This is a genomic window from Pseudomonas fluorescens (assembly GCF_902497745.1).
GTDB classification, from domain to species: Bacteria; Pseudomonadota; Gammaproteobacteria; order Pseudomonadales; family Pseudomonadaceae; genus Aquipseudomonas; species Aquipseudomonas fluorescens_BM.
In genome coordinates this window covers 70216-96572 of the sequence record NZ_CABVHJ010000003.1, presented here as the reverse complement: position 1 = coordinate 96572, position 26357 = coordinate 70216, and the positions used below count along the sequence as shown (strand labels likewise).

Sequence of the window (26357 nt, the reverse complement as noted above, 5' to 3'; positions counted from 1 at the left end):
ACTGTTCTTTCTTGAAGGTCGAGATCATGGCAATTGCGCTTCCAGTGGGCCGCCGAGGACTTTCAGGTATTCAAGCAGCGCCCAACGTTCTTCCGGCTGCAACAACCGGCCAATAACGCCGTTACCGCGCTCGCCTGCACGGAATTCATGGCCGCTGTTATGGTTACCGGTGATCCGCGTATCGAACAGGAAGCCATTGGTAAACGCTTCAGTGCGATACCCCAGGTGGCGCGGATCGAATTCGAAGGTGCCTTTGAAGAAGGTCGTGGCGCGCTCGTCCTGTGGCGACAGCAACTGATAAATGCTCGGCACCGAACCGTTGTGCAGGAACGGCGCGGTGGCCCACACGCCAGCCAGCGGGCGCGCCTTGTAGGCGACTTTTTCGCGCACGCCGATGGGCAGGCCGAAACCGTCCATGCGGGGTTTTTCCTGCGGCGTGATCTTGGCTTCGCGGTAGGCGCGCTCTTCGACAAAAGCGGTGACGTAAGCCAGGCCCTTGGCCACCGACAACTGACTGAGGTCCAGCGGCTCCTTGGGCGTCGGGTGCAGTTTGACGTCCATGGTTTCGAGTTCCTTCAGGTCCCATTGCAGGGCGGTCAGATCGAAACGGTGAGTGGCGATATTGTTGGCGGCATTCGGATCGGTGCCGATGACAGCGACCGGCAGCATGTGCAAATGCTGCACCCAGCGATCACCTTCCTGAGTCTGGCGCGGGACGTGGCAGCCGGCGCAATTTTCGCTGAACAGTGTGCGTCCCTTGGCGGCGAGGGGCTTGTCGATGGCGCCAAACAGCTCCTCTGGCCAGGCGGGCGGCTTGAGCTTTTGCAGGGTTTCTTCGATCTTGTGCAAATCACGCACGCGCACGCTTGAGGCATAACGCGCATCGCCTTGCAGTGGCTGGCCGTTGGCGTCAAAGAAATTCAGAGTGGCGCCGACGCCCAGTGCCTCGCCGATGTTGCGCGCCATCGGCTGCTGCGCCGAGCCGTTCCACTGCACCCAATCAAATGTCCACATGTCCCACAGTTGCGGGTAATCCACTGGCGCATTGGCCACGCGGTAGTTGATCGGGGATATCGCATCGCCGAACGTCGCATTGGCAATGCGGCCAAAGGCATCGGTGCGGCCAGGGCCTTCTTCGGTCGGATAGAGACCGCGATGGGTATCGTTCCAGGCGACCTTGAGAAATGTGTTCAGAGCGGTTTTGAAGTCTTTGCGCAATTGCTCGTGGCGCGCGTCGTATTCGTTGCCCAGCACTGTTCTGGCAAAGCGTTCAAATTTCCATGGGTTGTAGTAAGTCGAGGTCAGACTTGCCACCAAGGCTTGTCCGAAACTTCCGCCGCGCAAAGTAGGAACACTGGACGGCAGTACGTGTTGCGCGGTACCGCCGTCAATCCGCACGGCCTGGCCTTTAAAGCGCAATTCGCCGGTGTGGCAAGCGGCGCAAGTGATGTCCAGATATTGCTCGGAGCTGCCGGGATCCTGATGGCGGGCAAAACCGACGGGGAGGTTGCCGGGGTTGTCCGGCGTGGCTTTCTGCTGTGGATCGATCAGAAAACCAAAGCGTGCGAGGTAATCGGGCGCGGCGAAACGTTGCTCCGAGAAGGGCAATTCCAGCGCCTGGAACCACTCATAGCGCAGACCTTTGACCTGCGTACCCTGAGGTGTGAAATAGTAGGTTTGCCGCTCTTCGTCACTCCACTGATTCAGGTAATGCACCTGCCCGGCGGGGGTGTAGAAGGGCAATTTCGGGTTGGCGACGTAATACAGCACCACGGCGAGAACGAGCACCAGCAGCACGACGATCAGGGTCAGCACACGGAATAAGAGGCGCAAGATAAACATCCTTGTCGAATTGTTGCGCTGTTATGCCTGAGCCGGGCCCTATGCGGCAAGTGGCCATTACGCCAGATAATGCAGGCAGAGTCGCCGGGCATTGTCGGGACGAGATGACAGAAGCTTCATCGTGCCTTTGCCCAAATGCGTTTTGATCCCTGAACTTATCGTCGCTTTACTGCTCTCATGCCGGTAGCCATTGGTCGTGGCGGCCTGATAAGCTCGCGGCTTTACTCGATTGCCCTTTCGGCGCATGAACAAGGAAATAGCATGAAACAGCATCGGTTGGCGGCGGCGGTAGCCCTGGTTAGCCTGGTCCTCGCGGGTTGTGATTCGCAGACCAGCGTAGAGCTGAAAACCCCGGCGCAAAAAGCTTCCTACGGTATCGGCCTGAACATGGGCAAGAGCCTGGCTCAGGAAGGCATGGATGATCTGGACTCCAAAGCGGTAGCCCAGGGCATCGAAGATGCCGTCGGCAAGAAAGAACAGAAGCTGAAAGATGAAGAACTGGTCGAAGCCTTCGCCGCGCTGCAAAAGCGTGCTGAAGAGCGTATGGCCAAGATGAGCGAAGAGTCGGCTGCGGCTGGCAAGAAATTCCTCGAAGAAAACGGCAAGAAGGCTGGTGTAACAACCACCGCTTCCGGCCTGCAGTACGAAGTGGTCAAGAAAGCTGACGGCCCACAGCCTAAGCCGACTGACGTAGTGACCGTTCACTACACCGGCAAGCTGACCAACGGCACCGTATTCGACAGTTCCGTCGAGCGCGGCAGCCCGATCGATCTGCCGGTAAGCGGCGTGATTCCGGGTTGGGTTGAAGGTCTGCAACTGATGCACGTTGGCGAGAAGTACAAACTGTACATCCCTAGCGATCTGGCTTACGGCGCTCAGTCGCCAAGCCCGGCAATCCCGGCCAACTCGGTTCTGGTCTTCGACCTGGAACTGCTGGCCATCAAGGATCCAGCCAAAGAAGCTGCCGCTGCCAAGTAATTGGCAAAGGCTTCGACAACAACGCCTCGCTTATGCGGGGCGTTGTTGCATCTGGAGTCTGGCAAGGGTAAACAGAGCGAACCGATGGCGGTCGCGAGAGTCATAGCCATTGAGGCTGCCCGCGCTAGCCGCCCTGAGCAGCCAAGTCAATGAAATATTGGGGTTTTTTATGTGAGTAAAAAACGCCCGATCTGAGCGCAGCCCTTATGAAACGGGGCTTTCAGCGCTGAAATGCAGCTCTGTTCACAAGGTTATCCACAATTTGTGTGGATAACATTTCAACGGGAGGAATAGATGAAAGCTCCGTGGAATTTCGCTCGATTCCTGCCTCTGGCCGGCCGTTTGTTAGCCCGTGGACGTTTGCCAACCTTATTGTTTGCGGTCGCCAGCAAAGGCGCCGCGCAAGGCAATCGCCTCGGCAAACTCAAAGACGATTTACGTTTACTCCAGGCATTGTGCCTGGCCTATTGGCGCGGTGAGTATCGGGCCATCAGCGGCAAAGCACTGGTTTCGGTGGTGGCGGGTCTGATGTACTTCCTCAGCCCGGTCGATGCGATTCCGGATTTCATTCCCGTGTTCGGCATGCTCGACGACATCGCCGTCCTCGCCTGGCTGATGAAAACCCTCGACGATGAACTCAATGCCTTCCGCCTCTGGCGCAACCGTCAGCAGCCGGAAAAACTGGCAGTCGTCGAACGCCTGCCGGATACCCCTGAACAATTGCAACTTCAGGGGCCGAAGAAGTCCTGATTATCGAACCCCTCTTACAGATAGATACCCCCCGCGACCTTGGCCGCTGTTAGGATTACACTTCTAGGGAAAAGTGCCGACTCGCTAAGTGTTGTTGTCCTACGGGGTAGTCATGGATATTCAGATAATTGCACGCGATGGCGAACCCGAATACGCGGTTCTGCCGTGGGCTCAGTATCAGGCTCTACTAAAAGCAGCAGGCATCAACGAAACACCGTCGCGTCCGGCAGCAACGCCGCTCGCGGCCTCACCAGACACGATTCTTCCAGGTCTGGATCAACTACGCAGTTTGCGCGAAGGGAAGGGCATCGCCATTGAGGCGTTGGCCCGCACGGTAGGCATCAGCCCGTCATATCTGGCCATGATCGAAAGTGGCGAGCGTCAGCCCGACGCCGCGATTCGCCGCAGCCTGGCCTGGGAATTGACGGTGCCAGGGTGGAGGGATGGATCGTGAGCGTACGCATTAGTCGTCAACATTGGGACGGATTGCTAGGGGAACTGGATCAGGCGCGTCGCCAGCGTCATCTGCTGACTTATCGGGCCTTGCTGGAGCGGTTGCAATTGCCGACACCGGCCATGCAAACCTTGACTGCCGCGCTTGAGCATCTGGCGGCGCTGGATGCCAAGGCTGAACAACCGTTGCGCAGCTCGCTGGTGATCAGTCAGGGCGCGAGCCGCCTGCCACGCACCGGTTTCTTTGAGTGCGTCGAACGTCTGGGGCGTTTTTCCGGGCCATCCGACGGTGTAGCTGCGGCCTCTTGGCATGCTTCGGAAGTCGTCCGGGTTTTTGAATACGAGTACCCGGAATCGGCGGAGGCCTGAGTGTTTTTACGACTCAAGGCGCGGGCAAGCTACTGGCTGGCCCGCCGGCTGTTTCACTGGTCATGGTTTGTCCGCCAACCACGCGGCTGGCGTTGGCTTGAGGGGCAGTTTGCGCGCATGGCCAACCTCGGCGATGTCGGTGCGCAAAGCTTCTATGGGCACATCCTGACCTTTCGTGGCGTCGGCCTCGGCGCACGTGAAGAAGGTGTGCGTCTGTTGCGGCTGGCGGCGCTCGCTGGCGATGGTAAGGCGGCTTATCAGGTCGGCGTGATCAGCCTGGCCGGAACCCCGAGCAAGTCACCGGATCCTGTCGAAGCCGCACGCTGGTGGGGTATGGCTGCCAAGGCCGGACACCCGTTAGCTGAGCTCAAATTGAAAGAGCTGAGCGCTCGGGATTCAACGCAGTAAATCCAATTGTGTCCGTCCTGATAAACGCGGCGTGAGGTTTTCCTCACGCCGCGTTTGCGTTTTGCGTGTCTGTTTATCTGCTGCTGATTTATTACAGACAAGTCCTACAGCCATCACCTACTTGCCTGACTTCTTTCCTGATTGATCCCCCGCACAGTTCCCGCGCCTAATTTTTTTGCGCGAGGGAACGCTCATGTTTGATCCGCTTATTCAGTCCACTTCGCACACCCGCGTGCGCTGATGGAAGCCGTCACCCGCATCGAGCAAGCACTCGACAGCTTTCCCGAAACTCTCAGTATTTACCGCGAACAGCTCAGGCATTGGGCCAGTCGAGCGGCGGACGAGATCAGCCACGCGGCGGATCTGCCATCGTTGATGGGCATGGAGCGGATCATTCGCTTCGGCTCCGATAGCACTGCCGTCAGCAGCACCGACGACGAATTCTTCTCAGGTGTCGTCCAGTGCCCGAAGGGCGGGTTGATGCAGATCGAGAGCAAGTTCGAGTCGGTGTACGACATTGCGCTCGGCAACATAGTGGTCGATGTGATCGCCATGGATGGTGGTGAAACCACGCCCGTGACGCTCGACCCGCAGGGCAAAGGCTCGTTCAGAGGCGTCGCGGGGAAGTTCTACCGGGTGCAGGTGCACAGCGAGGTCACTGAGAGTCAGGTCGAGGACCTGTTCAAAGCCTATGACGGCCTGACCGCTGAGCTGGACGGCTGGTTACGCAGCGAGTGGCAGGGTTTCAAACCGCAGTGGTCACAGTCGGTGGCGACGGCGGCGGGCAATGGCATGCTCGCCGGGAGTTGGGCGGCGATCGAGGGGGTGTGGGACAGCATCGGCCTGCTGTCGGACATTCTCAAGGATCCCGGGGCGTTCGCCGAGCGGCTGGGGGACGGTGCTACACAGTTGATGGCGCTGGCAGCGACAGCCCCCGATGTCATGGAAAAGCTTCAGTTGCTGGTCAGTGACGAAGCTGCACTGTGTTTATTGCTGCGCACGGCCAGCCTTTGGCTGGAGATGCTGCCGCCCAGTGAAATCGCCGGCAAAACCGCGGAAGCGGCGTCGATGATGATGGTGCAGTTGCTCATTGATGTGCTGATCAGCGTCATCTTGACGTTCGTCAGTGGTGGCGCAGGCATCGCTTATCTGACGCTGCGTCTGGCGGACCGCGCCGTGCAATTGCTGTCGGCGGTGAAGCGTTTGGTGAAGGCGATGTTCGGCATCGTCCAAGGGTTCATCAAATACGTCGATCAATACAAAACCGTTGCCGCCCGCGGCATCGCCGCCGGGGTGAAAAAGGGCCGGATGCAATTGCGCTGGAATGCGCAGCGCAACACCTTGTTGAAGAAAGACGAGCCTCACGACGACTCGCCGGATCAGGCGAAAAACCCCAACGGTGACAGCGCCGATTGCGTGCCGCGCACCTGCACCAACGGCTGTCCGGTGTCTATGGTCACCGGTGAAGAACTGCTGACCCTGAGCGATGCGGTGCTCGATGGCGTGTTGCCATTTGAGTTCACCCGGTTGTATCGCTCCAGCGCCGCCGAGATCGATGTCGGGCTGGGCTTTGGCTGGAGTCATTCGCTGACGCATCGGCTGGTCTTTGAGGGCGACTTTGTGGTCTGGGTCGACCACGAGAACCGGCGCACCCGCTTTCCACTGCCGAATATTGAGCGCCCGGCGATTCACAACAGTTTGTCGCGGACGGCGATTTTTCTGGGTGATGAACCGGAGGAGCTGATCCTTGCGCTGGCCGGGGACGCGGCGCGCTTTTATCACTTTCGTGCGGGACGGCTGACGGCAATCAGCGATGCCTATGGCAATCGTCTGACGGTGCAGCGCGATCGCTCTGACCGGGTGCAGCGACTGGATAACGGTGCCGGGCGTTCGCTGTTGTTGCGCTATGACCGCGCGCAGTTGCTCGGTATCGATTATCAGGTGTTTCGCGACGGCGCCTGGAGCACTGAACAGGCGCTGGTCAGTTACCGCTACGACGCTTATCGGCACCTGATCGAAGCGACCAACGCCGTCGGTGACAGCGAGCGTTACGACTACGACGACGCTCACGTGATTCTGCAGCGGCAACTCGCTGGGGGCGCGAGTTTCTTCTGGGAGTGGGAACGTTCGGGCAAGGCTTCTCGCTGTGTCAGGCATTGGGCCTCGTTTTCGCAGATGGACACGCGCTACGTCTGGAATGACGACGGCAGCGTGGCGGTGCATTACGTCGATGGCACTGAAGAGGTTTACGTCCACGACGAGCGTGCGCGACTGGTGCGTAAAGTCTCGGCGGATGGTGGTGAGCAGCTCAAGGCCTATGACTCTTTGGGGCGGTTGATTGCCGAGCAGGATGCGTTAGGCGCGGTCACCGAATACCACTACGACGAGGTCGGACGGCTGGTGGCGCTGATTCCACCGGATGAGGCGCCCACGTCCTACGAGTATCGCAACGGTTTCCTGCACAAGCGCTCCCGCGGCGAGGCGGTGTGGATCTACCGGCGCAATGCCGAGGGCGATGTCACCGAAGCGGTCGACCCCGACGGTCAGGTTACGCATTACTACTACGACACCCGGGGCCAGTTGCTGTCGATCCGCTATCCGGACAGCAGTCGCCATCGCCTGGTCTGGAACAACCTTGGCCAGCTTGTTGAGGAAACCCTGCCCGACGGTGGCGTGCGGCGCTTTTCCTACGACGCACTGGGGCGACGGACGACGACCGCAGACGAACATGCTGCGGTCACCCGTCAGCATTGGGACGCCGTTGGCCGACTGATTCAGACGACGTTTCCTGACGGTGCGACCCGCGCCTACAGCTACGGCGCCTACGGTCAGGTCACCGCCGAGCGCGATGAACTGGGGCGCATCACCCGTTATGAATATGACGACGATCTGCACCTGGTTTCGCGGCGGATCAACCCCGACGGCACGCGGGTGCAGTACCGCTACGACCACGCGCAACTGCTGCTCACCGAGATTGAAAACGAATCGGGGGAAAAATATCGGCTGGACTACACGCCGACGGGCCTGATCCGTCAGGAAAGCGGTTTTGACGGCCGGCGCACGGCGTACGCCTACGACCTCAACGGGCATCTGCTGGAGAAGACCGAGTTCGGTGATGACGGCTCGCAACTGGTCACCGCTTATGAGCGCGATGCTGCCGGGCGTCTTCTGCTCAAAACCCTGCCCGACGGCATCAAGGTTTCCTACCAATACGACCGCCTCGGCCGACTGATCGGTGTCGATGATGGCCAGCAACACCCGCTGGCCTTCGAGTACGACCGCCAGGACCGGCTGATCACCGAGCATCAGGGCTGGGGCACCCTGCGTTACCGCTACGATGCCTGCGGCCAGCTCAAACGCCTGCGTCTGCCGGACAACAGCGTGCTCGACTACCGCCACGCCAAGGGCGGTGCGCTGACCGGCATCGACCTCAATGGGGCCGAGCTGAGCCGCCATGTCTACCAGTCCGGGCGCGAACTGCAACGCCAGCAAGGCCTGCTGCTCAGCGAATATTCTTACGACGATCAGGGACGATTACTCGCCCACGCCGTAGGCCATCAGCGCGATGCGTTGTACCGCCGCGATTATGCCTACAACGCCAACGGCAATCTCGCGCACATCGCCGACACTCGCCACGGCCAGCGCACCTACGGCTACGACGCCCTCGACCGGCTGATCCGCGTACGCCACTCACGCGACGAACTGCCGGAAAGCTTCGCCCACGACCCGGCCGGCAACCTGCTGATGCAGGACCGCCCCGGCCCCAGCCAGATCAAAGGCAACCGCCTGCTGCTGCAGGGCGATCGACATTACGACTACGACGCCTTCGGCAACCTGATCCGCGAACGTCGCGGCCGCGCCCAGACCCTCGTCACTGAATACCGCTACGACAGCCAGCACCGCCTGATCGGCCTGACCCGTCCCGACGGCCAGACCGCGTCCTACCAATACGACGCCTTCGGCCGACGCATCCGCAAAACCGTCGGCGACGCCACCACCGAGTTCTTCTGGCAAGGCGACCACCTCGTCGCCGAAAGCAGCGAACACGAATACCGCAGCTACGTCTACGAACCCGGCACCTTCCGCCCGCTGGCGCTGCTCGACGGCAAAGGCCCGAAAAAGGCCTGCCCGTTCTACTACCAACTCGACCACCTCGGCACCCCGCAGGAGCTCACCGACTACAGCGGCGACATCGTCTGGTCCGCGCAATACGACGCCTACGGCAAAGTCGCCACGCTGACCCTCGCCGGCGACGACTACCTGAACCAGCCGCTGCGTTTTCAGGGGCAGTACTTCGACGGCGAAAGCGGCCTGCATTACAACCGGCACCGGTATTACGACCCGCGGCTGGGGCGGTATCTGACGCCAGATCCGATCAAGTTGGCCGGTGGGTTGAATCAGTACCAGTACGTGCCGAATCCGACGGGGTGGGTGGATCCGTTGGGGTTGAGCTCTAACTGCCCGCCGCCGAATAAGCCTGGGTGTGAGGTGCCGGGTGGGTTTGGTGGGGCTAAGGTTGATGAGGGTGAACCAGCGCTGCCGAAGATGACGGCGCAGGAGCGTAGGGCGAGGATTGATGAGTTGGCGGAGGCGAATGCGAAGCGACGGGTATTGGAATATGAAAATATTTATGGCATGCACACCGTTGAAAAGCACAGCCCGGAAATTTCGGATAGAGCACTTAAGCAGCGCGCTATTAATGGTGCGAACCCTCATACAGGAGTTGTTCCAAGGCGTGCACGAGGCAACCTTAGTTCGCAGTTTTATAATTGGCGCATGCACTTAGGGGCGTTAAATAAAGCGATGACGAAAGATAAGCATGGTCTGATAATGCATAACGGAGTGGATCAGAATAACAATCCAATAGTGAGGCTAGAGTTGCCGGGTGCGGGGCGTGGGTACAGGCCAAATAGAAGGGATGTTCAAAATCCTATTTTAAATGAGCACCTAAATTGGTTTGAGGTAAAATTTGATGAAGTAAATACGCAAAAACCATTTACAGGATTCCCTACATAGGTGAAGTGATGCTGAAAAATCCCTACCTTAACGAAGCGTTTGAACCGAATTTAATGTGGTTTGTAGGAGTGCTTGATGTTTATGATCGGGAAGAAACTCGAGGTGCAGAGCTTGAGATCTATAACCCCAATGTTTCTGCCGATAGAGAGTTGTTAATTAAAAGGTATTGTCTGAATCTTCCGTATCTTACCTATAGACATAAGCTAGTATTGGTTGAAAGCTTGGAAGAGAAACTCAGAAATCCAAAGTATGACTTCCAGCTCCTGTTTGAAATCGATCCATACGAAGCTGCAAGTTGGCCTCGTGAAGAGTGGGATGCCCTAGAAAACCCCCGAGGTTTTTTCCAGGATATCTACCGGTTTGCGATGGAGGTTTGGGAGCATGATCTAGCAAAAGCCGCTAGTGAAGATCGGTCCACATGGTAGTTTTCGGTTGTTCTATAACATCAACGATGGCCTGAAACGAGCGCTTCGATAAAGGGCAGCGCCTTCATGCTCTCGATAACATGCACGCTATACCCCGGAACATTCTTCGCATGATGCTTCGCCTGCGAAGCCATTTCCGCAAGCTGACTGGCATCAAGGTGTGCGCAGGCTTCGGGTTGTAGATGCACGACGCCGATGGACAGTGACAGTAGCGGAAACTCCTGCCGCACCCCTTGGCGATTCGGCGCAATAAAACATCCAGCCTCAAGGTGTTCGGGGCGGTAGAAACGTCGACACTGGCTCTGGAAGTCATCAAGCAACTGATTGAGTCGTTTGCGCCAATCCTCGGGGCCGAGGACGAGCAGGAAGTCGTCGCCGCCGATGTGACCGACGAAGTCGCGGGAGGGGTCGACGCGTTCGTTGAGGCATTGCGCCAGACACAGCAACACTTCATCACCCCGTCCGTAGCCGTAGATATCGTTAAAGGGTTTGAAGCTGTCGATGTCGACGTAGCAGATGACGGATTCTCGTCCCTGTTGCAACAGGCGAGTCAGGCACTGCTGGATCGGCACATTGCCGGGCAGCAGAGTCAGCGGGTTGGCATAACGAGCCTGTTGGATTTTCAGTTCGGTGATCAGTTTGAGTACGTCGATCACTCTGCCAAGGCCGAGATACCCGCCGTTGAGGGTGATGATGAAGTCCTCTTCGATGCGCTGGCGGGCACGGCTGGTGATCAGGCGGCTGACCTGTTGCAGCGACTGGCTCATTTCCACGGCGAGGAAGTCGTCGTTCATCAGGCGACTGATCGGTTTACGGGCGAACAGGTCGGTGGCGAACGGTTTGAGCAGGGCATCGGACAGGGAATGACGATGGACGATGCCGCAGGGTTGGCCCTGTTCGTCGAGTACCGCCAATGAATTGAGGTTGGCCTGGCGGCGGAAGGCTTCCAGCACGGTGGCGGTCGGTGTATCGCGATGCACGGCCGGTTGCTCGTTGAGCAGGGCGCTGAGGTCGCTGCCTTCGTCGTTCAGCGCAACGCTGCTGCTGTCGTGTTTGGGCATCAAGGCGCGGGCATCGCGCGGAGGGTGTTCCTGAGGGCGGCCGAGCAAGTAACCCTGCACCAGATCGACACCCATTTCGGTCAGCACCGCGAGTTCTTCCGGCAACTCGATGCCTTCGGCGATGACTTGCGCCCGCGAGGCTTTGGCGATTTGCAGGATCGAGCCGACGAACTCACGCTTCAACGCATCCTGATGGATGCCGTCGATGAAGTGTCGATCGATCTTCACGTAGTCCGGACGCAGTTCTGACCACAACCGCAGGCTTGAGTAGCCGGCACCGAGATCGTCCAGCGCAATGGAAAACCCCATCGCCCGATAGTGGTGCAAGGCGGTTTGCAGCAACTGAAAATCGTCGATGGGCGTCTGTTCGGTCAGCTCGATGACCACCTGGCTGGGCGGAATGCCGAAATCCTGCAGCAACTGCAAGGTGCGCCCCGGTTGATGGGCGGCTTCAAGCAAGGATTCCGGCGAGACGTTGAGGAACAACTTGCCCGGCAGTCGCTGCTCGTTGAAGCGGCGACAAGCGCTTTGGCGGCAGGCGATTTCCAGCTCGCTCAAACGCCCGGCCTGACGGGCCACGGCGAACAGCGCGATCGGCGAGTGAAGAGGGCTGTTGGAAGGGCCGCGCGTGAGGGCTTCGTAGCCGAGAATGCGCCGTTCTGAGAGAGAGATGATCGGTTGGAACAGGCTGTGTAAACCGCTTTGAGTCAGGATCGAGCTCAAGGCACTCAGCTGTTCGGTCGTGGTCATGGCAATCTCTGGCGATAAAAAAAGGACTGGGAGCGCTCTCGATGAAGAGAGTGGCTCCCAGTCCTTTATTGCACGACAGAATGATGACTGTTTGATGACGATCCGGGGATCGCCAGCACTAAATTGCCATCACCTTACTTCTTGGCCACCTGATTGCTCAGCTTCAGGTAATCCAGCAGCACGCGCCCGGTTTCGCTCAGGTAAGCATCGTCTTCTGGTTTGACCTTGTCCGGGTCGGCGGCCGCGAGGGCGTCTTCGTCTTCTTTCTTCAGCTCTTTGAGCGGTTCTTCGCCTTTGGCCTTGCGACGGATGTTTTCCATCGCCAGTTGCTTGGCGTCGATGTCGTTGTGCTGGGCACGGCGCTCGGCTTCGTTGAGGCTGACGGTTTTTTCTTCCATCAGTTTCTGCGCCAGGGCCAGCTTGTCACGGATGAACACAAACTCGGCATCCTTGGCGGTGCGCGTGTCATGTTCGGACTTGAGCTGAGCCAGGAACGGCTTGAACGGATCGGCCGCTGGTTTGATTGCCGCGCGGATGGTGTCCCACGGCATGGCTTCCGGCAGGGCGCTCTCGCCGATTTCCTTGGTGTCGATCAACGACGGGTAGTCGATGTCCGGCAACACGCCCTGATGCTGGGTGCTCTGACCGGACACACGGTAGAACTTGGCCAGGGTCAGTTTCAGTTCGCCATGGTTGAGCGGCTGAATGGTCTGCACGGTGCCTTTACCGAAGGTCTGGCCACCGATGATCAGCGCGCGGTGGTAGTCCTGCATGGCGCCGGCGAAGATCTCCGAAGCCGAAGCGGACAAGCGGTTGACCAGCAACGCCATCGGGCCTTTGTAGAACGCGCCCGGGTTTTCATCTTCGAGTACGTCGACACGGCCATCGGCATTACGTACGAGTACGGTCGGGCCCTTGTCGATGAACAGGCTGGTCAGCTCGGTAGCTTCCTGCAGGGATCCACCGCCGTTGTTGCGCAAGTCGATGACCACGCCGTCGACTTTGTCTTTCTGCAGCTCGGTGAGCAGCTTCTTGACGTCGCGGGTGGTGCTCTTGTAGTCCGGATCACCGGCACGGAACGCTTTGAAGTCGAGGTAGAAGGCTGGAATCTCGATGACGCCGAGTTTGTAGTCCTTGCCGTCCTGTTTCAGGTTGAGCACGGACTTCTTCACGGCCTGGTCTTCGAGCTTCACCGCTTCACGGGTGATCGGCACGATCTTGGTGGTCTGGTCGTTCGGCGCATTGCTCGCCGGAATCACTTCCAGACGCACTACGGTGCCTTTCGGGCCACGGATCAGTTTGACCACTTCGTCCAGACGCCAGCCGACCACGTCGACCATCTCTTTGTTGCCTTGGGCAACACCGATGATCTTGTCGGCCGGGGCGACCTGTTTGGTCTTGTCGGCCGGGCCTGCCGGCACCAGACGCACGACTTTCACCTGGTCGTTGTCGCTCTGCAACACGGCACCGATGCCCTCGAGGGACAGGCTCATGTTGATGTCGAAGTTTTCCGCGTTATCCGGCGACAGATAGTTGGTGTGCGGATCGTACGACATGGCGAAGGTGTTGATGTACGCCTGGAAGATGTCTTCCGGACGGGTCTGGTCCAAGCGCGCCAACTGGTTCTTGTAGCGCTTGGTCAGGGTTTCCTGGATCTGCTTCGGCTCTTTGCCGGCGATCTTCATCCGCAGCACTTCGTCCTTGACGCGTTTGCGCCACAGGTCGTCGAGTTCAGCGGTGGATTTGAGCCAAGGGGCGTCCTTGCGATCGATCAGCAAGGTTTCCCGGGTGGTGAAGTCCATCTTGTCGACGCCTTTGTTCAGCTCGGCAAGGGCGAAGTCCAGACGCGACTTGACGCGGTCCAGATAGCGCTTGTAGATGGTGAACCCGGCGTTGAGGTCGCCGCTTTTGAGGAAGTCGTCGAACTGCGTCTTCCACTTGTCGAATTCGGTGATGTCGCTGGCCATGAAGTAGCTGCGCGACGGATCCAGCAGCTTGAGGTAGCTGTCGTAGATGATCACCGAGCGCGCATCGTCGAGCGGCGGCTTGCTGTAGTGGTGACGCTTGAGCAACTCGACGACGTTCAGGCTGGCGATGACTTCATCGCGATCAGGCTGCAATTTGTCCCAGCTGTTGGCTGCGAATGTATTGCCCGACACCGGCAACAAACCGATACCGATGAAAAGAGCGAGGGCGGTGCTGGGGAGCAAATGCTTCATGCTGATTCGACGCGGGGACAATTGATAACGCATATTAGGCCGTCTTTGAAGTCGCCGGTTCTACGAGAGCCGGTCGCATAATGCAAAAAGCCCGGCGCTACAGCTTCGGGCTCAGTCCAGACTCACTATGGAGGCACTGTGAAGGCATTGCAAGGCGTTGACGGTCAAGTGGCATGGGTTGAAGAGCCGAGTCCTACGTGTGATGTAGGACAAGTCCGCATTCAAGTGGCGGCAGCGGGTCTCAATCGCGCCGATTTATTACAGAAAGCAGGGCTTTATCCGCCACCACCAGGGGCCAGCCAAGTGCTCGGTCTTGAGTGCTCCGGGGTCATCAGCGAGGTCGGCGCGGGCAGTGCCTGGCAGGTCGGCGATCGGGTTTGCGCCTTGCTGGCTGGAGGTGGCATGGCCGAAGAGGTGGTCGTCGACGGGCGGCACGTGCTGCCGGTTCCCGAAGGCGTCTCGCTGATCGAGGCGGCGGCATTGCCTGAGGTTTATGCAACAGTCTGGCTGAATGTATTTCAACTTGCGGCGCTCAAACCGGGTGAGAAAGTTCTCTTGCACGCCGGCGCAAGTGGAATCGGTTCAGCCGCCATTCAGTTGTGCAAAGCGTTCGGCAATCCCTGCTGGGTCAGCGTCGGTTCGGCCGAGCGTCTGGCTTATTGCGAGGCGCTGGGTGCGCAGGGCGGGGTGGTGCGCACCGATGATCTGGACAGCCTGCGTGATTTCGGGCCGTTCAATGTGATTCTCGATCCGGTGGGGGGCGATTATTCGGCGTTGAATCTCAAGCTGATGGCGCTGGATGGACGTTGGGTGTTGATCGGTCTGATGGGCGGTCGTGAGGCGAAACTGGATCTGGCGCAGGTATTGGCCAAGCGTGTGCAACTGCTGGGCTCGACGTTGCGTAGTCGTGACGATCAGTTCAAGGCGGATCTCTTAAGTGATCTAGGCCAGCAGGTGTGGCCGTTGTTTGCTGAGGGGCGGTTGAGTCCACAGTTGGCCAAGGCGTTTGCGGTGAAGGATGCCGAGGCGGCGTTTGCGGAGTTGGCGAGTAATACGGTTTCCGGGAAATTGGTGTTGGTGATTGACGAAAGTCTGAGCTGAGATCAAGGCAAAAAGCCCCTCACCCTAACCCTCTCCCAATGGGAGAGGGGACTGACCGGGTTGTTCTGTCGAGCTACATCGACCTGATACATGGTGTCGAACTCAGGTTCGGGATGTCAGCCTGCAATCGCAGATTAAATCTTTGTCATTTCCAGAGATGGATCGGCCAGCCGGCTTTTTCCGCGTGTTCCAGCAGCACCGGGTCCGGATTCACCACGTGCGGAAAATCCACTTTCAGCAACAACGGCAGATCATTGCGTGAGTCGGAATAAAAACTCGCGCCTTCAAGGTTCTCTTCTTCGGCATCCAGCCATTCCAGCAAGCGGGTGATCTTGCCTTCGCGGTAGGTCAAAGTCCCGACCGTATGGCCGCTGTAAACGCCATGGGCAACTTCCAGTTCAATTCCCAGAATTTCATCAATGCCCAGTCGATCGGCAATCGGTCTGACCAGATGCGTGCCCGACGCCGAGATCACCAGAATCCGGTCGCCGGCCTTGCGGTGGGCGGCGATGGTTTTGGTCGCGTCGCTGAAGATGATCGGTTCGATAAAGTCTTCAACCCATGGCCCGACCAAGTGCTCGACTTCTTCCGGCGTACGCCCGATCAACGGCTCCAGGCTGAATTCCATGTAGTCTTCCATGCGCAATTTGCCATGGCTGTAGGCGTCCATCAGTTCGTTGTTCTTGCGCATGAACGACTCGGGATCGACCCAGCCCAGGCGCCCCATCTGCTCGCTCCAGAGGGTGGCGCAGTCGCCGTGGATCAACGTTTCGTCCAGATCAAAAATTGCCAGGGCCATCAGTGCAGTTCTCTCTTCAACGTCAGCAAAGTCATCAGGCTACCTCACACAGGGCCGTCGGATCGATGGAAAGCGCCAGACGCTGACCGTCGGGATGCAGATCGGCAGCCGAGCGGTTGAGCACATCCACCACCAGTTCCACGCCACGCGCTTCGATGCGATAGCGGATGACGTTGCCAAGCAGGCTGTGGCTGCGGATCTGCGCATCGAGTTCGCCGTTGAGGCTCAATTCGATGGCTTCCGGGCGAATGGCGATGCGGTGGCTGATCGGGCGCTGCAGCAACTTCGACGCGTCGTCGGCATCGAGCAGGTTGTAGTTGCCGATGAAGCCTGCGGCGAACACATCGACCGGTGCGGTGTAGAGGGTTTCGGCATCGCCGCTTTGTACGATTTTTCCCTGATTCATCAGGAAAATGCGATCAGACATGGTCAGCGCTTCTTCCTGATCGTGGGTGACGAAAATCGTCGTCAGGCCGAGTTCGCGCTGAATCTGGCGGATCTGTTCACGCAGGTGTTTACGAATCCGTGCATCGAGGGCCGACAGCGGCTCATCCAGCAGCAACAAACGCGGGCGCGTCACCAGCGAACGGGCAAGGGCCACGCGCTGACATTGGCCACCGGACAACTGATGCGGATAGCGGCTGGCGAAGTCGTTCAGTTCAACCAGTTTCAACACTTCCGACACGCGTTTATGGCTGTCGTCGGCGTTGACTTTTTGCATGCGCAAACCGAAGGCCACGTTCTGCTCGACGGTCATGTTGGGGAACAGCGCATAGCTCTGGAACACCATGCCGATCCCGCGTTTCTGCGGACTCAACGGCACGATATCGACGCCATCGAGGAGGATCTTGCCGCCATCCACTGGCGTCAGGCCGGCGATGCAACGCAACAGAGTGGATTTGCCGCAACCGGACGGGCCGAGCAGGGTGACGAACTCGCCCTTGTTGATTTCGCAATCGATGTCGCTGAACACGGTCGTGCCGGCGTAGCTTTTCTGCAGGTGTTGGACGCTGACATAGCTCATTCGCTTTTGTCCTTGTTCAAGATGTTGGCGATCCAGGTCAGGACCAGCACGAAAAAGAAGTACGAAATAACCAGGGCACTGGTGAAGTGGCCGCTGCTGTTGCGCATGTTGTTCAGGTAAACCTGCAGGGTTTCGTAACGGGTGCCGACGAGAATGTTGGCGAAGACGAACTCCCCGAACAGGAACGAGAACGACAGCAGCAACGCGACCATCAGGCCTTTGCGCAGGTTCGGCAGCACCACTAGAAACGCTGCCTGAAAGGTGCTGGCGCCGAGCAGTTGTGCAGCGTCCATCAGGTCGCGCAGGTTGATCGCTTGCAGGTTGTTGGTGATCGCCCGGTACATGAACGGCAGCGCCACGGTGAAGTAGCAACCGATCAGAATCCACGGCGTGCCGACCATCGCCATCGGCCCGGAACCATACAACTGCAACAGACCCACCGAGGACACCACCGGCGGCACCGCGAAGGGCAGCAGGATGAGGATGTTCATCAGCGCATCGAGTTTCGGGAAGTGGTAATGCACCACGAACAGCAGCGGCAGAATCAGCACCACCGACAGCACCAGCGCGCCAACACACACCAGCAACGACTGGCCGAAGGCGTGAAGAAAGCGCGGATCGCTCCACAACTGGATGTACCACTTGAAGGTGAAACCGCTGGGCAGGATGGTCGCCGACCAACTACTGGCGATCGAATAAATCAGCGTTCCCACGAGTGGCAGCAAGAGGATCGCGAACAGCAGATAAACCACGACGCGGTGGTAGAGGCCGGCCGGGCCGGATTCAGCGCGAGACATGGTAGCTCCTCTTCAACAGCAGTTGATGCACGACGGTGACGATGGTCATCAGTGCCACCAGCACCACGGCCAGGGCGCTGGCCAGATTCGGGTCGAGGGAAATGTCACCGGAGACCATCGCTGCAATGCGGATCGGCAGGACGTTGAAGTTGCCCGTCGTCAACGCGTACACCGTGGCGTAGGCGCCGAGGGCGTTGGCCAGCAGGATTACAAACGTACCGAGCAACGCCGGGGTCAGCACCGGCAAGCCGATATGCCGCCAGAATTGCCAGCCATTGGCGCCAAGCAGTGCGGCAGATTCGCGCCAGTCTTCACGCAAGGCGTCAAAAGCGGGGTAGAGCAGCAACACGCCGAGGGGAATCTGGAAGTAGGTGTAGAGAATGATCAGCCCGGTTTTCGAGTACAGGTTGAAGTCCTGAATGATCCCCGACTGCTTCAACATGATGGTGATGCTGCCGTTGAAACCGAGCAGGATGATGAACGCGAACGCCAAAGGCACACCGGCGAAGTTGCTGGTCATGTTGGCGAAGGCATTCACGAAGTTGCGCAGTTTCGAATCGACCCGACGCAGGGAGTAGGCACCGAGAACGGCGATGACGATGCCGAACACGCTCGACCAGAAACTGATTTCGAGGCTGTACTGGATCGCCTGCAAATAGAACTTCGAGCTGAAGATCTTGCTGAAGTTGGCGAAACCCCAGCCGAACTCTTCCGATTGCAGGCTGTTGATCATCACCCAGATCAGCGGGGCGATTTCGAAGACGATAAAGAACAGCGCGAAGGGCACCACGCACAGGGCTGCCAGCCATTTGCCGCGAGTCATTGAGTTCACTTGAGCAACTCCCGGCACACAGGTTTGTCATGGGGCACGCCGAGCAGTTCGCAGACCGTGCCGCAGATTTCTGTCTGCTTGGGTGCGGCGCCAGCGTCGAGGCTGAACGCGTCACCGAGGACAAACAATGGCACTTGGCGCTCTTCCGGCAACAGGCCGTTGTGCGAGTGATCGTTGTTCATGCCGTGGTCGGCGGTCACCAATACCTGATAGCCAGCGTCGAGCCAGTTCTGCAGATAGTCGGCGAGGATGATGTCGGCGAAGCGCGCGCTGTTGCGGTACTGCGAAGAGTCGAGGCCGTGTTTGTGCCCGGCGTCGTCGATGTTCATCGGGTGGATCAGCAGGAAATCCGGATCGTGGCGCAGGCGCAGGTTTTCCGCGTCGGCGAACAGGTGCGAATCCGGGTAGTGATCGCTCCAGTAGAAATGCCCGTGCTGGATCGGCAGCGACAGATTGTCGGTGTGGCGGTCGCGGGCGGCTACGAACGGCGAACGGTTATACAACTCGCTAACCCAGTGATACGCCGCTGCAGCGGTTTTCAGACCGGCATCGCGGGCGTAGTGATAAATGCTGCGCTGGTTGGACAAGCGCGAGACGTTGTTATGGACGATGCCGCTGTCGATCGGCGGCACGCCGGTGAGGATGCATTCATAAAGCGGTCGGGACAGGGCCGGCAGTTCGCACTCCAACTGGTAGAGCGCGGCGCGTCCTGCGCCAACATAAGCCTGCAGATGCCCCATGGCGTGACGCGCGACCTCATAGTTGAGACCGTCGAGCACGACAAGGATGACGTTGTGCTTCATAGGGGCAAAAACTCCGCGAAACGGGAAATTTCAGATTCAGCCGAGATCCCCTGTGGGAGCGAGCCTGCTCGCGAATGCGGCAGATCATTCAACATTGATGTCGACTGACACGACGCCTTCGCGAGCAGGCTCGCTCCCACATTTGGATCTTCAACAGATCACACAGTAGTGATCAGCCGCTTTATTTCATCTCTACGATGACTTCCTCGTTCCACTGCTGTGGCAGGGCCTTGGAAGTCTTTTCCCATGCATCGGCGTCTTTGATCGGGGTGACCTTTTTGTACTGCTCGTTCGGCAGCAGTTTGGCTTTCACGTCTTCCGGCAGTTGCAGGTGCTCGGCGCGGATCGGACGGGCGTTGCCGCGGGCGAGGTTGGTCTGGCCGGCGTCACTGAAGATGTATTCGCGGGTCAGTTTGGCGGCGTTCGGGTTTTTCGCGTACTTGTTGATGATCGTGGTGTAGCCGGAAATCACCGAACCGTCGGACGGGATCAGCACCACGTAGTCATCCGGGTTGGCCATCTTGGCTTTGTAGCTGAGGCCGTTGAAGTCCCAGACCACACCGACTTCGATCTCGCCTTTTTCCATGGTGGCGATGGTCGGGTTAGCCATCGACAGGCGACCTTGCTTGGCGATGTCGGCGAACAGCAGCAGCGCAGGCTTGATGTTTTTCTCGTCGCCACCGTTGGCCAGTGCTGCAGCGAGAACGCCGTTGGCGGCTTGGGCGGCGGTGCTCACGTCACCGATCGAAACTTTGTATTTGCCGCCCTTGAGGTCAGCCCACTTGGTCGGTACTTCGGAGCCGTGCAGCAGCTTTTTGTTGACGATAAAGGCGATGGTGCCGGTGTAGGCCAGTGCCCAGTTGCCGTCCTTGTCCTTGGCCCAGTCCGGAACCTGATCCCAAGTGCTTGGCTTGTAGGGTTGCACTACGCCTTGCTTGACCGCGATCGGGCCGAACGCGGCACCGACGTCGCCGATGTCAGCAGTGGCGTTGTCTTTTTCCGCAGCGAACTTGGCGATTTCCTGGGCGGAGCTCATGTCGGTGTCGATGTGCTTGAGGCCGTAGGTTTTGGCCAGGTCTTCCCAGGTGCCTTTCCAGTTGGCCCAGTCATCGGGCATGCCGACGCTGTTGACGGCACCTTCCGCTTTCGCAGCGGCTTCGAGGGTTTTCAGATCGGTGCCGGCCGCCATGGCGGAGGTGCACATTGCAATGGTCGAGCCTAACAGTGTTGCCAGGAAAAGCTGTTTCATTCCGAAGCTCCTTGGTCGTGTTCAACGCTGCGATTGCGGTGTGTGTTGGTCTAGGTCAGCAATACCTGAGCCAATTTAAGGGGGCCGGATGACACTTTGATGTCGGCGGCCCTGCGGCAGGTCTCTTGTTTGCTCGGTATCAGCGGTTGCCAGATAAGCGTAGACCATGCCCAAGCCCCGGCGGACAAGGGACTTGGCCGATGTATTGCAAGTCGTGAAGACGACCGTTCGGTAGTTTTGTCATCTCTCGGTCATCTGCACTGCCTAGGCTTGCAACATCAGGAATCGGCTCGATTGCCGTGCGGTTTTGCCCCGAAACAGTGCTGGTCTAGTCCAGATAGGTAACGTTGATGCGCGATGAGGCAACAAAAGCGGTGACAGCGATTGGCCAGGTGTTGCAGGAGCAGCTCGATCACGGGTTGCTGGCGGCGGGCAGCAAGTTGCCGGCCGAGCGCAAGCTCAGTGAGTTGTTCGGTACGACGCGGATTACCGTGCGTGAGGCGTTGTTGCAACTGGAGGCGCAGGGGCAGATTTATCGTGAGGAGCGCCGTGGCTGGTTCGTCTCGCCGCCGCGTCTGGCGTACAACCTGATGCAGCGCAGTCACTTTCACGCGATGGTCAGTGCGCAGGGGCGAGTGCCGTCGACCGAGGTGATTTCGGCGCGGTTGCAGCCGGCTTCGGCGGCGGTGTGTGCCTGGCTGCAACTGCCGGCGTTGTCGAGCGTGATTCAGATTTGTCGGTCACGGCGCATTGATGGGCGGTTGGTGTTGTATGTGGAGCACTATTTGAATCCGCAGTTTTTTCCGGGGATTCTTGGGTTTGATTTGAATCAGTCGATGACCGAGTTGTATGCGCGGCATTACGATTTGCACTATGGGCGGGTGCGGTTTGAGATTGTGCCTACGTCATTGTCGGTGGATGCGGCGGCGGCTTTAAGGGTGTCGGTGGGGAGTCCGGGGTTGCGGATTGCTCGGGTTAATTATGATCAGCATGAGCGGTTGATTGATTGTGATCTGGAGTTTTGGCGGCATGATGCGATTCACGTAGGGGTTGATGTGGTTTGAGGTTTGGCCTTGGCGGCCTGTGGGCCGACCAGGTTCTTGGGGTTTTGGGTGTATATCCGTTGCTTCGGGTGCTGCCACTGGCGGTTTCGCTCTTACAGCGACTCACTTTTCCAAGCGCCGAAAAGTAAGCAAAAGGCTGGGCCCCGGCGTTCGGCCCGCTCGCTGGGGCTCGGGGTTCCTTCGCTCCGGAATTGATCCGGGCGCATCGCCTACGGTTTGCTTCGCTGCACCTCCTCTCGATGTGTTCGACTTCGTCGAACGGTCGCTACGCTCCCACGCCCGGATCAATCCCTCCACTCAGCCTGCCGAAGGGGCCGGCACGGCAAGATCAAGAGCGGTACTCGAGCTTGCGCTCATTGTGTTGAGTGGGGCGGCTTTGCCGCGTGGGTTGTTCGCAAATCAAAACTGTGGGAGCCAGCCCTGCTGGCGATGGCGGCCTGACAGCCGACCAATTTCTGGAAGGGTGCATATAGTCCAACTGTGGGAGCGAGCCTGCTCGCGAAAGCGCCCCCACAGTCACCTCATCCCTATTTGCCCGCCCGCGTATTGGCATACAAATAATCCGTCGCCAACGACGCCAATGTCCTCACGCCCACCACCAACGCCGACTCATCGACAAAGAACCCCGGATTGTGATTCGGCGCAGCCTTGCTCATGTCTTGATCCCGCGGCGTCACGCCGAGAAACACAAACAGTCCCGGCACTTCTTTGGCAAAGAACGAGAAGTCTTCCGCGCCGCCCACCAGCGGTGCATTCACCACATCATCCTTGGCCGCCCACTTCAGTGTCGGCAGCATTTTTTCCGTCAGCGCCGGGTTGTTGATGGTCGGGTCGTATTTTTCGATGATGGTGACATCCGCTTTCGCACCACCGCTCTCGGCGATTTTTTCTACGGTCTGGCGTACGTCGGCATGCAGTTTCTGGCGGATGCCGTAGTCGTAGGAGCGGATCGTGCCGGTCATGTCGACGGATTCGGGAATGATGTTGTAGCGGGTGCCGCCGTTGATGGTGCCGATGCTGACCACTGACGGATAAGAGGAGATATCGGTGCGGCGGCTGACCACGGTTTGCAGGCCGACGATGGTTTGCGCGCCGACGGTGATCGGGTCGATGCCGTCCCATGGGCGGCCGGCGTGAGTCTGTTTGCCGAGGATTTTGATGCGCAGGTCGTCGGAGCTGGCGAGGGTGGCGCCGGGGCGGTAGGCGATCTGGCCGGCGGGGACGCCGGCCCAGACGTGCAGGCCGAAAACGGCGTCGGGTTTCGGTGATTTCATCACGCCTTCCTCGACCATCATTTTTGCGCCCCAGGTGTTTTTGCCGTCGGGGATGAAGTCGCTTGGGCCTTCTTCGGCGGGCTGGAAGTAGAACACCACGGTGCCGGGCAGGGTGTCGCGCATGCCTGTGAGAATTTTCGCTGTGCTGAGCAGGATCGCGGTGTGCGCATCGTGGCCGCAGGCGTGCATCACGTCGACTTCTTTGCCGAGATAAGTGCCTTTGGCTTTGGAGGCGAACGGCAGGTCGGCGACTTCCATGACCGGCAGCGCGTCCATGTCGGCGCGCAGGGCCACGGTCGGGCCGGGCAGGGCGCCTTTGAGGACGGCGACCACGCCGGTACGGGCGACGCCGGTTTTCACTTCCAGGCCCATGGCCTTGAGTTGTTTGGCGACCAGTTCGGCGGTGCGTTTTTCCGTGTTGCCGAGTTCCGGGTGGGCGTGGATGTCGCGGCGGGTTTCCAACAGTTCCGGCTCGAGCTGTTGCGCTTGTTCGGCGATTTGCGTGCGGGTGCTTTCCAGCGTCGCGGCGCCGGCGTGGCTGGCGAACAGGGTGAGTAGAACGGCTTGGGCAATGCGCGTCAGTTGCATCGGTTTCTCCTTGATTATTGTTGTCGGGCTTCCCTGCCTGTGACTGCAACCGCGCGCCTGAGTGCTATTCCTTCGGCTGGCCGCCACCGGCAGTGATCACTTGCACGCTCATGCGCGGCGTTGCCAGATCCAGGCCTGCCTCATCCAGATGGCGTTTGAGCGACAGGTTGAACGCCCGGGAAACTTCCCACTGTTTGATCGGCGCAGTCTTGAACCGGGCGCGCAGGATTGCGCTGCCGGATTCGAAACTCTCGACCCCCTGAATCTCCAGCGGCGACCAGATGTTGCGCCGTTGCAGTGGATCGGTACGCATCTTCTGGCCGACTTCGCGCATCAGTTTGATCGCGTCGTCGATTTCCATGTTGTACGGCACCGCCACACGGAAGATCGCGTAGCCGAACTCGCGGGAGTAGTTCTTGATGCTTTTGATTTCGCTGAACGGGATCGTGTGGACGATGCCGTCGATGTCGCGCAGGCGTACGGTGCGGATGGTCAGGCCTTCGACGGTGCCGAGGTGGCCGCCGACGTCGACGTAGTCATCGATGGCCAGCGAGTCTTCGATGATGATGAACAGGCCGGTGATCAAATCCGCGACCAGCGATTGCGCACCGAAACCGATGGCCAGACCGATCACACCGGCACCGGCCAGCAGTGGCGTGACGTTCATGCCCATGTTCGCCAGCGCGACGATCAGCGCAATGATGAAAATCGCCACGAACAGCACGTTGCGGATCAGCGGCATCATCGTTTGCGCACGGGCATTCGCCAGACCTTTACGCGAGCGGGTGAGGGCGTGGTGCACGGCGGTGTCGGCGAGGATCCAGATCAGCCAGGAGAAAATCAGTGTGCCGATCAGGCTGAACAGTTTCACGCTGACATCATGCCCTTCGCCCTCGGCGAAACCGATCAGCGATTGGCCCCAGACGCGCAGGCCGAGTTCGATAAAGACCAGCCAGACCACCAGGTGCGCGAGGGTGTAGAAGAAGCTTTTCAGGCGTTCGGAGTAGAGCGCATGACGTTTTGGCCCACGCTGTGGTTTCAAGGAGTGCCGGCGGACGAGGCCGTTGATCACCATGCACATCACCAGCAACACGGTGCAGATCAGTGACTGGCGCAATGCGGTGCTGGTGTCGCCGGCGGAAACGAACGTGGCGAACAGCGAAATACCAACCAGCACCAGCGCCGGCACATACCAGAAGGTGCCCAGGATTTCGATGGTGTCGCTGAGGGCCCGGCGGGTCAGGCGTCGTGACAGCGGCTGATTGCGGATCAAGTGCGCGATCGGTCGACGGAAACGCAGGATGAACAGACCGGTCGACAGCGCCGCGAGGACATTGGCGATGGTCGCGGCGGTATGGGCCAGATGCACGCCCAGGCTTTCGATCAGGCGTGGATCGTTCAGCGCCTCACCGAACGCGGCGAAGCTGCCGATCAGCCACAACGGCCGAAACGCCTGATGACGCAGGATGTACAGCGCGCGATGGCGATGCGGGCCATCGAGCAGGGAAAACGCGATCACGCAGATCGCCGAGAAACAGGTGCCGACCACCAAGGCATAGGCGAGCACCATTGCCAGGCTTTTGCCCAGTGACGACGGCAAGGCGTAGCTCATGTAGACGGTCATCACCAACGCGATCAACCACGGCCCGAGCTTGCGCAAAGCGAAGCGCAGCATGTCGAGGGCCTTGGGGTGTTGCGGCAATTCTTCGGTGAGGCCGAAGCGCATGCGCACCCGGTGACCGAGCCAGATCAGCGCAGCGGCGAGCAGACTCCAGACCATCAGGATCATGGCGAAGCCGAAAATGATCGGCAGCCATTCGTTGGCCGGCAGCATCATCGCGCTCAGTTCGTCCTTGGCCAGGTCGAACTCGTTGCCCCAGCGGTTGAGCGGGCTGTCGGCGCCGGTGAATTGTTTTTCGAAGTTGGACAGAGTGCCGCCGATCAGGCCGAGCACGCCTTCTTCGGGACTGGCCTGGGCCTTTTTGGTAGCGTCGCGCAGCTTCTTCAGGTCAGTCAGCAGTTGCGCACGCTGCTTGTCGTTTTCCAGCGACTTGATGACTTCGTCGAGGGACTGGCCGAGCGGTTCCTGCGCTTCGGGTTGCGCCTTGTTGGTGTTGAGCAGGCCCGGCAAACCGACCGCATGGGCGGGGGCCAGCGGCAGCAGTGTCATCAGGCAGATGAGGAACAGACTGGGCAAAGCAAAAAGACGAGCGAACACTAGGCGGTCAACCTCGCAAGGGGCGGATTCGCTGGAGTGTACGAGGCCCACTAAAGCAATGCGAGCCGGGCGCGGATTTATTCGTTGAGTTTGGCGAGGATCTTGTAGACCACGGTGGCGAGGATCGTCAGCATGCCGATCCACATGGCGAACACACCGGCGTTCTTGTCGCGGAAGTTGAAGCCGATGGCCAGCAGGATCATTCCGCTCAGAATCGGAATGAGCATGGCGTGGAACGAAGACATCGAGATCATGGAGACTGCCTTGTCGAAATGAATGATGTAAGTCTAGGTCGGTTTCTGCCGACCGGTATTGATCTGAGTAGGAGCTGCCGAAG

At 59.1% G+C, this 26357-nt stretch carries 21 protein-coding genes; 9 read left to right on the top strand and 12 right to left on the bottom strand.

Annotated features, from left to right (window positions below; translation table 11 throughout):
- Positions 1 to 24: 24 nt before the first annotated feature.
- Positions 25 to 1833 (bottom strand): di-heme-cytochrome C peroxidase, encoded by a 1809-nt coding sequence (locus tag F8N44_RS05530; RefSeq protein ID WP_150649633.1) that lies wholly within the window; start codon positions 1831 to 1833, stop codon positions 25 to 27.
- Between the two features lie 270 nt (positions 1834 to 2103).
- Between F8N44_RS05530 and F8N44_RS05525 the strand changes: the two genes are divergently transcribed.
- The 7 genes from F8N44_RS05525 to F8N44_RS05495 all read left to right on the top strand — a co-directional run bounded on the left by F8N44_RS05525 (position 2104) and on the right by F8N44_RS05495 (position 10241).
- Positions 2104 to 2820, top strand: a complete 717-nt coding sequence (locus F8N44_RS05525) for an FKBP-type peptidyl-prolyl cis-trans isomerase (RefSeq protein ID WP_007919751.1) — start codon at positions 2104 to 2106, stop codon at positions 2818 to 2820.
- A 294-nt stretch (positions 2821 to 3114) separates the two neighbouring features.
- Positions 3115 to 3570, top strand: coding sequence for a YkvA family protein (locus F8N44_RS05520; protein ID WP_122608401.1), 456 nt, complete (start codon positions 3115 to 3117; stop codon positions 3568 to 3570).
- A 112-nt stretch (positions 3571 to 3682) separates the two neighbouring features.
- Complete coding sequence (locus tag F8N44_RS05515; protein WP_150649632.1) at positions 3683 to 4024, top strand: helix-turn-helix domain-containing protein; 342 nt, start codon at positions 3683 to 3685, stop codon at positions 4022 to 4024.
- Positions 4021 to 4392, top strand: coding sequence for a hypothetical protein (locus tag F8N44_RS05510; protein ID WP_003223109.1), 372 nt, complete (start codon positions 4021 to 4023; stop codon positions 4390 to 4392). Before F8N44_RS05515 ends, F8N44_RS05510 begins: the two co-directional genes overlap by 4 nt.
- On the top strand, positions 4393 to 4800 hold the full coding sequence (locus F8N44_RS05505; RefSeq protein WP_150649631.1) for an SEL1-like repeat protein: 408 nt from the start codon (positions 4393 to 4395) through the stop codon (positions 4798 to 4800).
- A 240-nt stretch (positions 4801 to 5040) separates the two neighbouring features.
- A complete protein-coding gene (locus F8N44_RS05500; RefSeq protein ID WP_150649630.1) occupies positions 5041 to 9816 on the top strand; it encodes an RHS repeat-associated core domain-containing protein in 4776 nt (1591 codons plus the stop codon).
- An 8-nt stretch (positions 9817 to 9824) separates the two neighbouring features.
- A complete protein-coding gene (locus tag F8N44_RS05495) occupies positions 9825 to 10241 on the top strand; it encodes a hypothetical protein (protein ID WP_191629871.1) in 417 nt (138 codons plus the stop codon).
- 20 nt (positions 10242 to 10261) lie between these two features.
- Here F8N44_RS05495 and F8N44_RS05490 read toward each other — a convergent pair whose 3' ends face one another.
- Together F8N44_RS05490 and F8N44_RS05485 are read right to left on the bottom strand one after the other, a co-directional pair.
- Positions 10262 to 12052 (bottom strand): bifunctional diguanylate cyclase/phosphodiesterase, encoded by a 1791-nt coding sequence (locus tag F8N44_RS05490; RefSeq protein ID WP_150649628.1) that lies wholly within the window; start codon positions 12050 to 12052, stop codon positions 10262 to 10264.
- A gap of 134 nt (positions 12053 to 12186) precedes the next feature.
- A complete protein-coding gene (locus tag F8N44_RS05485; protein WP_191630860.1) occupies positions 12187 to 14271 on the bottom strand; it encodes a carboxy terminal-processing peptidase in 2085 nt (694 codons plus the stop codon).
- A gap of 138 nt (positions 14272 to 14409) precedes the next feature.
- Between F8N44_RS05485 and F8N44_RS05480 the strand changes: the two genes are divergently transcribed.
- The gene (locus tag F8N44_RS05480; RefSeq protein ID WP_150649626.1) at positions 14410 to 15372 is read left to right on the top strand and encodes a zinc-binding dehydrogenase; all 963 of its coding nucleotides are present in this window, start codon (positions 14410 to 14412) and stop codon (positions 15370 to 15372) included.
- A 145-nt stretch (positions 15373 to 15517) separates the two neighbouring features.
- Here the strand turns inward: F8N44_RS05480 and F8N44_RS05475 are convergent, their stop codons facing one another.
- The 6 genes from F8N44_RS05475 to F8N44_RS05445 all read right to left on the bottom strand — a co-directional run bounded on the left by F8N44_RS05475 (position 15518) and on the right by F8N44_RS05445 (position 20876).
- A complete protein-coding gene (locus F8N44_RS05475) occupies positions 15518 to 16171 on the bottom strand; it encodes an HAD family hydrolase (protein WP_122598943.1) in 654 nt (217 codons plus the stop codon).
- A gap of 34 nt (positions 16172 to 16205) precedes the next feature.
- Positions 16206 to 17195 (bottom strand): ABC transporter ATP-binding protein, encoded by a 990-nt coding sequence (locus F8N44_RS05470; RefSeq protein ID WP_127926393.1) that lies wholly within the window; start codon positions 17193 to 17195, stop codon positions 16206 to 16208.
- Positions 17192 to 17992, bottom strand: coding sequence for an ABC transporter permease (locus F8N44_RS05465; protein WP_038367024.1), 801 nt, complete (start codon positions 17990 to 17992; stop codon positions 17192 to 17194). Before F8N44_RS05465 ends, F8N44_RS05470 begins: the two co-directional genes overlap by 4 nt.
- Positions 17979 to 18815 carry an ABC transporter permease gene (locus F8N44_RS05460; protein ID WP_191630868.1) on the bottom strand — a complete coding sequence of 279 codons (837 nt, stop codon included), beginning with the start codon at positions 18813 to 18815 and terminating at the stop codon, positions 17979 to 17981. Before F8N44_RS05460 ends, F8N44_RS05465 begins: the two co-directional genes overlap by 14 nt.
- Positions 18816 to 18820: 5 nt before the next feature.
- Positions 18821 to 19627 (bottom strand): alkaline phosphatase family protein, encoded by an 807-nt coding sequence (locus tag F8N44_RS05455; protein WP_150649624.1) that lies wholly within the window; start codon positions 19625 to 19627, stop codon positions 18821 to 18823.
- Between the two features lie 181 nt (positions 19628 to 19808).
- Positions 19809 to 20876 (bottom strand): ABC transporter substrate-binding protein, encoded by a 1068-nt coding sequence (locus F8N44_RS05445; RefSeq protein ID WP_007916337.1) that lies wholly within the window; start codon positions 20874 to 20876, stop codon positions 19809 to 19811.
- 350 nt (positions 20877 to 21226) lie between these two features.
- On the opposite strand from F8N44_RS05445, the gene F8N44_RS05440 reads away from it, so the two are divergent.
- Positions 21227 to 21940: a UTRA domain-containing protein gene (locus F8N44_RS05440; protein ID WP_102901192.1), complete on the top strand. Its 714-nt coding sequence runs from the start codon at positions 21227 to 21229 to the stop codon at positions 21938 to 21940.
- A 527-nt stretch (positions 21941 to 22467) separates the two neighbouring features.
- Here the strand turns inward: F8N44_RS05440 and F8N44_RS05435 are convergent.
- The 3 genes from F8N44_RS05435 to F8N44_RS31265 all read right to left on the bottom strand — a co-directional run bounded on the left by F8N44_RS05435 (position 22468) and on the right by F8N44_RS31265 (position 26274).
- Positions 22468 to 23802, bottom strand: coding sequence for an amidohydrolase (locus F8N44_RS05435; RefSeq protein ID WP_150649623.1), 1335 nt, complete (start codon positions 23800 to 23802; stop codon positions 22468 to 22470).
- Positions 23803 to 23866: 64 nt separating this feature from the next.
- The gene (locus F8N44_RS05430) at positions 23867 to 26020 is read right to left on the bottom strand and encodes a mechanosensitive ion channel family protein (RefSeq protein ID WP_150649622.1); all 2154 of its coding nucleotides are present in this window, start codon (positions 26018 to 26020) and stop codon (positions 23867 to 23869) included.
- 77 nt (positions 26021 to 26097) lie between these two features.
- Positions 26098 to 26274, bottom strand: coding sequence for a hypothetical protein (locus F8N44_RS31265; RefSeq protein WP_163004785.1), 177 nt, complete (start codon positions 26272 to 26274; stop codon positions 26098 to 26100).
- Positions 26275 to 26357 lie beyond the last annotated feature (83 nt).

Bases quoted from the DNA above. Each gene is read 5' to 3' on its own strand.
- F8N44_RS05460 (WP_191630868.1), bottom strand. From the start codon at position 18,815: ATGACTCGCGGCAAATGGCTGGCAGCCCTGTGCGTGGTGCCCTTCGCG.
- F8N44_RS05435 (WP_150649623.1), bottom strand. From the start codon at position 23,802: ATGCAACTGACGCGCATTGCCCAAGCCGTTCTACTCACCCTGTTCGCC.
- F8N44_RS05475 (WP_122598943.1), bottom strand. From the start codon at position 16,171: ATGGCCCTGGCAATTTTTGATCTGGACGAAACGTTGATCCACGGCGAC.
- F8N44_RS05515 (WP_150649632.1), top strand. From the start codon at position 3,683: ATGGATATTCAGATAATTGCACGCGATGGCGAACCCGAATACGCGGTT.
- F8N44_RS05465 (WP_038367024.1), bottom strand. From the start codon at position 17,992: ATGTCTCGCGCTGAATCCGGCCCGGCCGGCCTCTACCACCGCGTCGTG.
- F8N44_RS05470 (WP_127926393.1), bottom strand. From the start codon at position 17,195: ATGAGCTATGTCAGCGTCCAACACCTGCAGAAAAGCTACGCCGGCACG.
- F8N44_RS05440 (WP_102901192.1), top strand. From the start codon at position 21,227: ATGCGCGATGAGGCAACAAAAGCGGTGACAGCGATTGGCCAGGTGTTG.
- F8N44_RS05525 (WP_007919751.1), top strand. From the start codon at position 2,104: ATGAAACAGCATCGGTTGGCGGCGGCGGTAGCCCTGGTTAGCCTGGTC.
- F8N44_RS31265 (WP_163004785.1), bottom strand. From the start codon at position 26,274: ATGATCTCGATGTCTTCGTTCCACGCCATGCTCATTCCGATTCTGAGC.
- F8N44_RS05445 (WP_007916337.1), bottom strand. From the start codon at position 20,876: ATGAAACAGCTTTTCCTGGCAACACTGTTAGGCTCGACCATTGCAATG.
- F8N44_RS05455 (WP_150649624.1), bottom strand. From the start codon at position 19,627: ATGAAGCACAACGTCATCCTTGTCGTGCTCGACGGTCTCAACTATGAG.
- F8N44_RS05485 (WP_191630860.1), bottom strand. From the start codon at position 14,271: ATGAAGCATTTGCTCCCCAGCACCGCCCTCGCTCTTTTCATCGGTATC.
- F8N44_RS05490 (WP_150649628.1), bottom strand. From the start codon at position 12,052: ATGACCACGACCGAACAGCTGAGTGCCTTGAGCTCGATCCTGACTCAA.
- F8N44_RS05495 (WP_191629871.1), top strand. From the start codon at position 9,825: ATGCTGAAAAATCCCTACCTTAACGAAGCGTTTGAACCGAATTTAATG.
- F8N44_RS05500 (WP_150649630.1), top strand. From the start codon at position 5,041: ATGGAAGCCGTCACCCGCATCGAGCAAGCACTCGACAGCTTTCCCGAA.
- F8N44_RS05520 (WP_122608401.1), top strand. From the start codon at position 3,115: ATGAAAGCTCCGTGGAATTTCGCTCGATTCCTGCCTCTGGCCGGCCGT.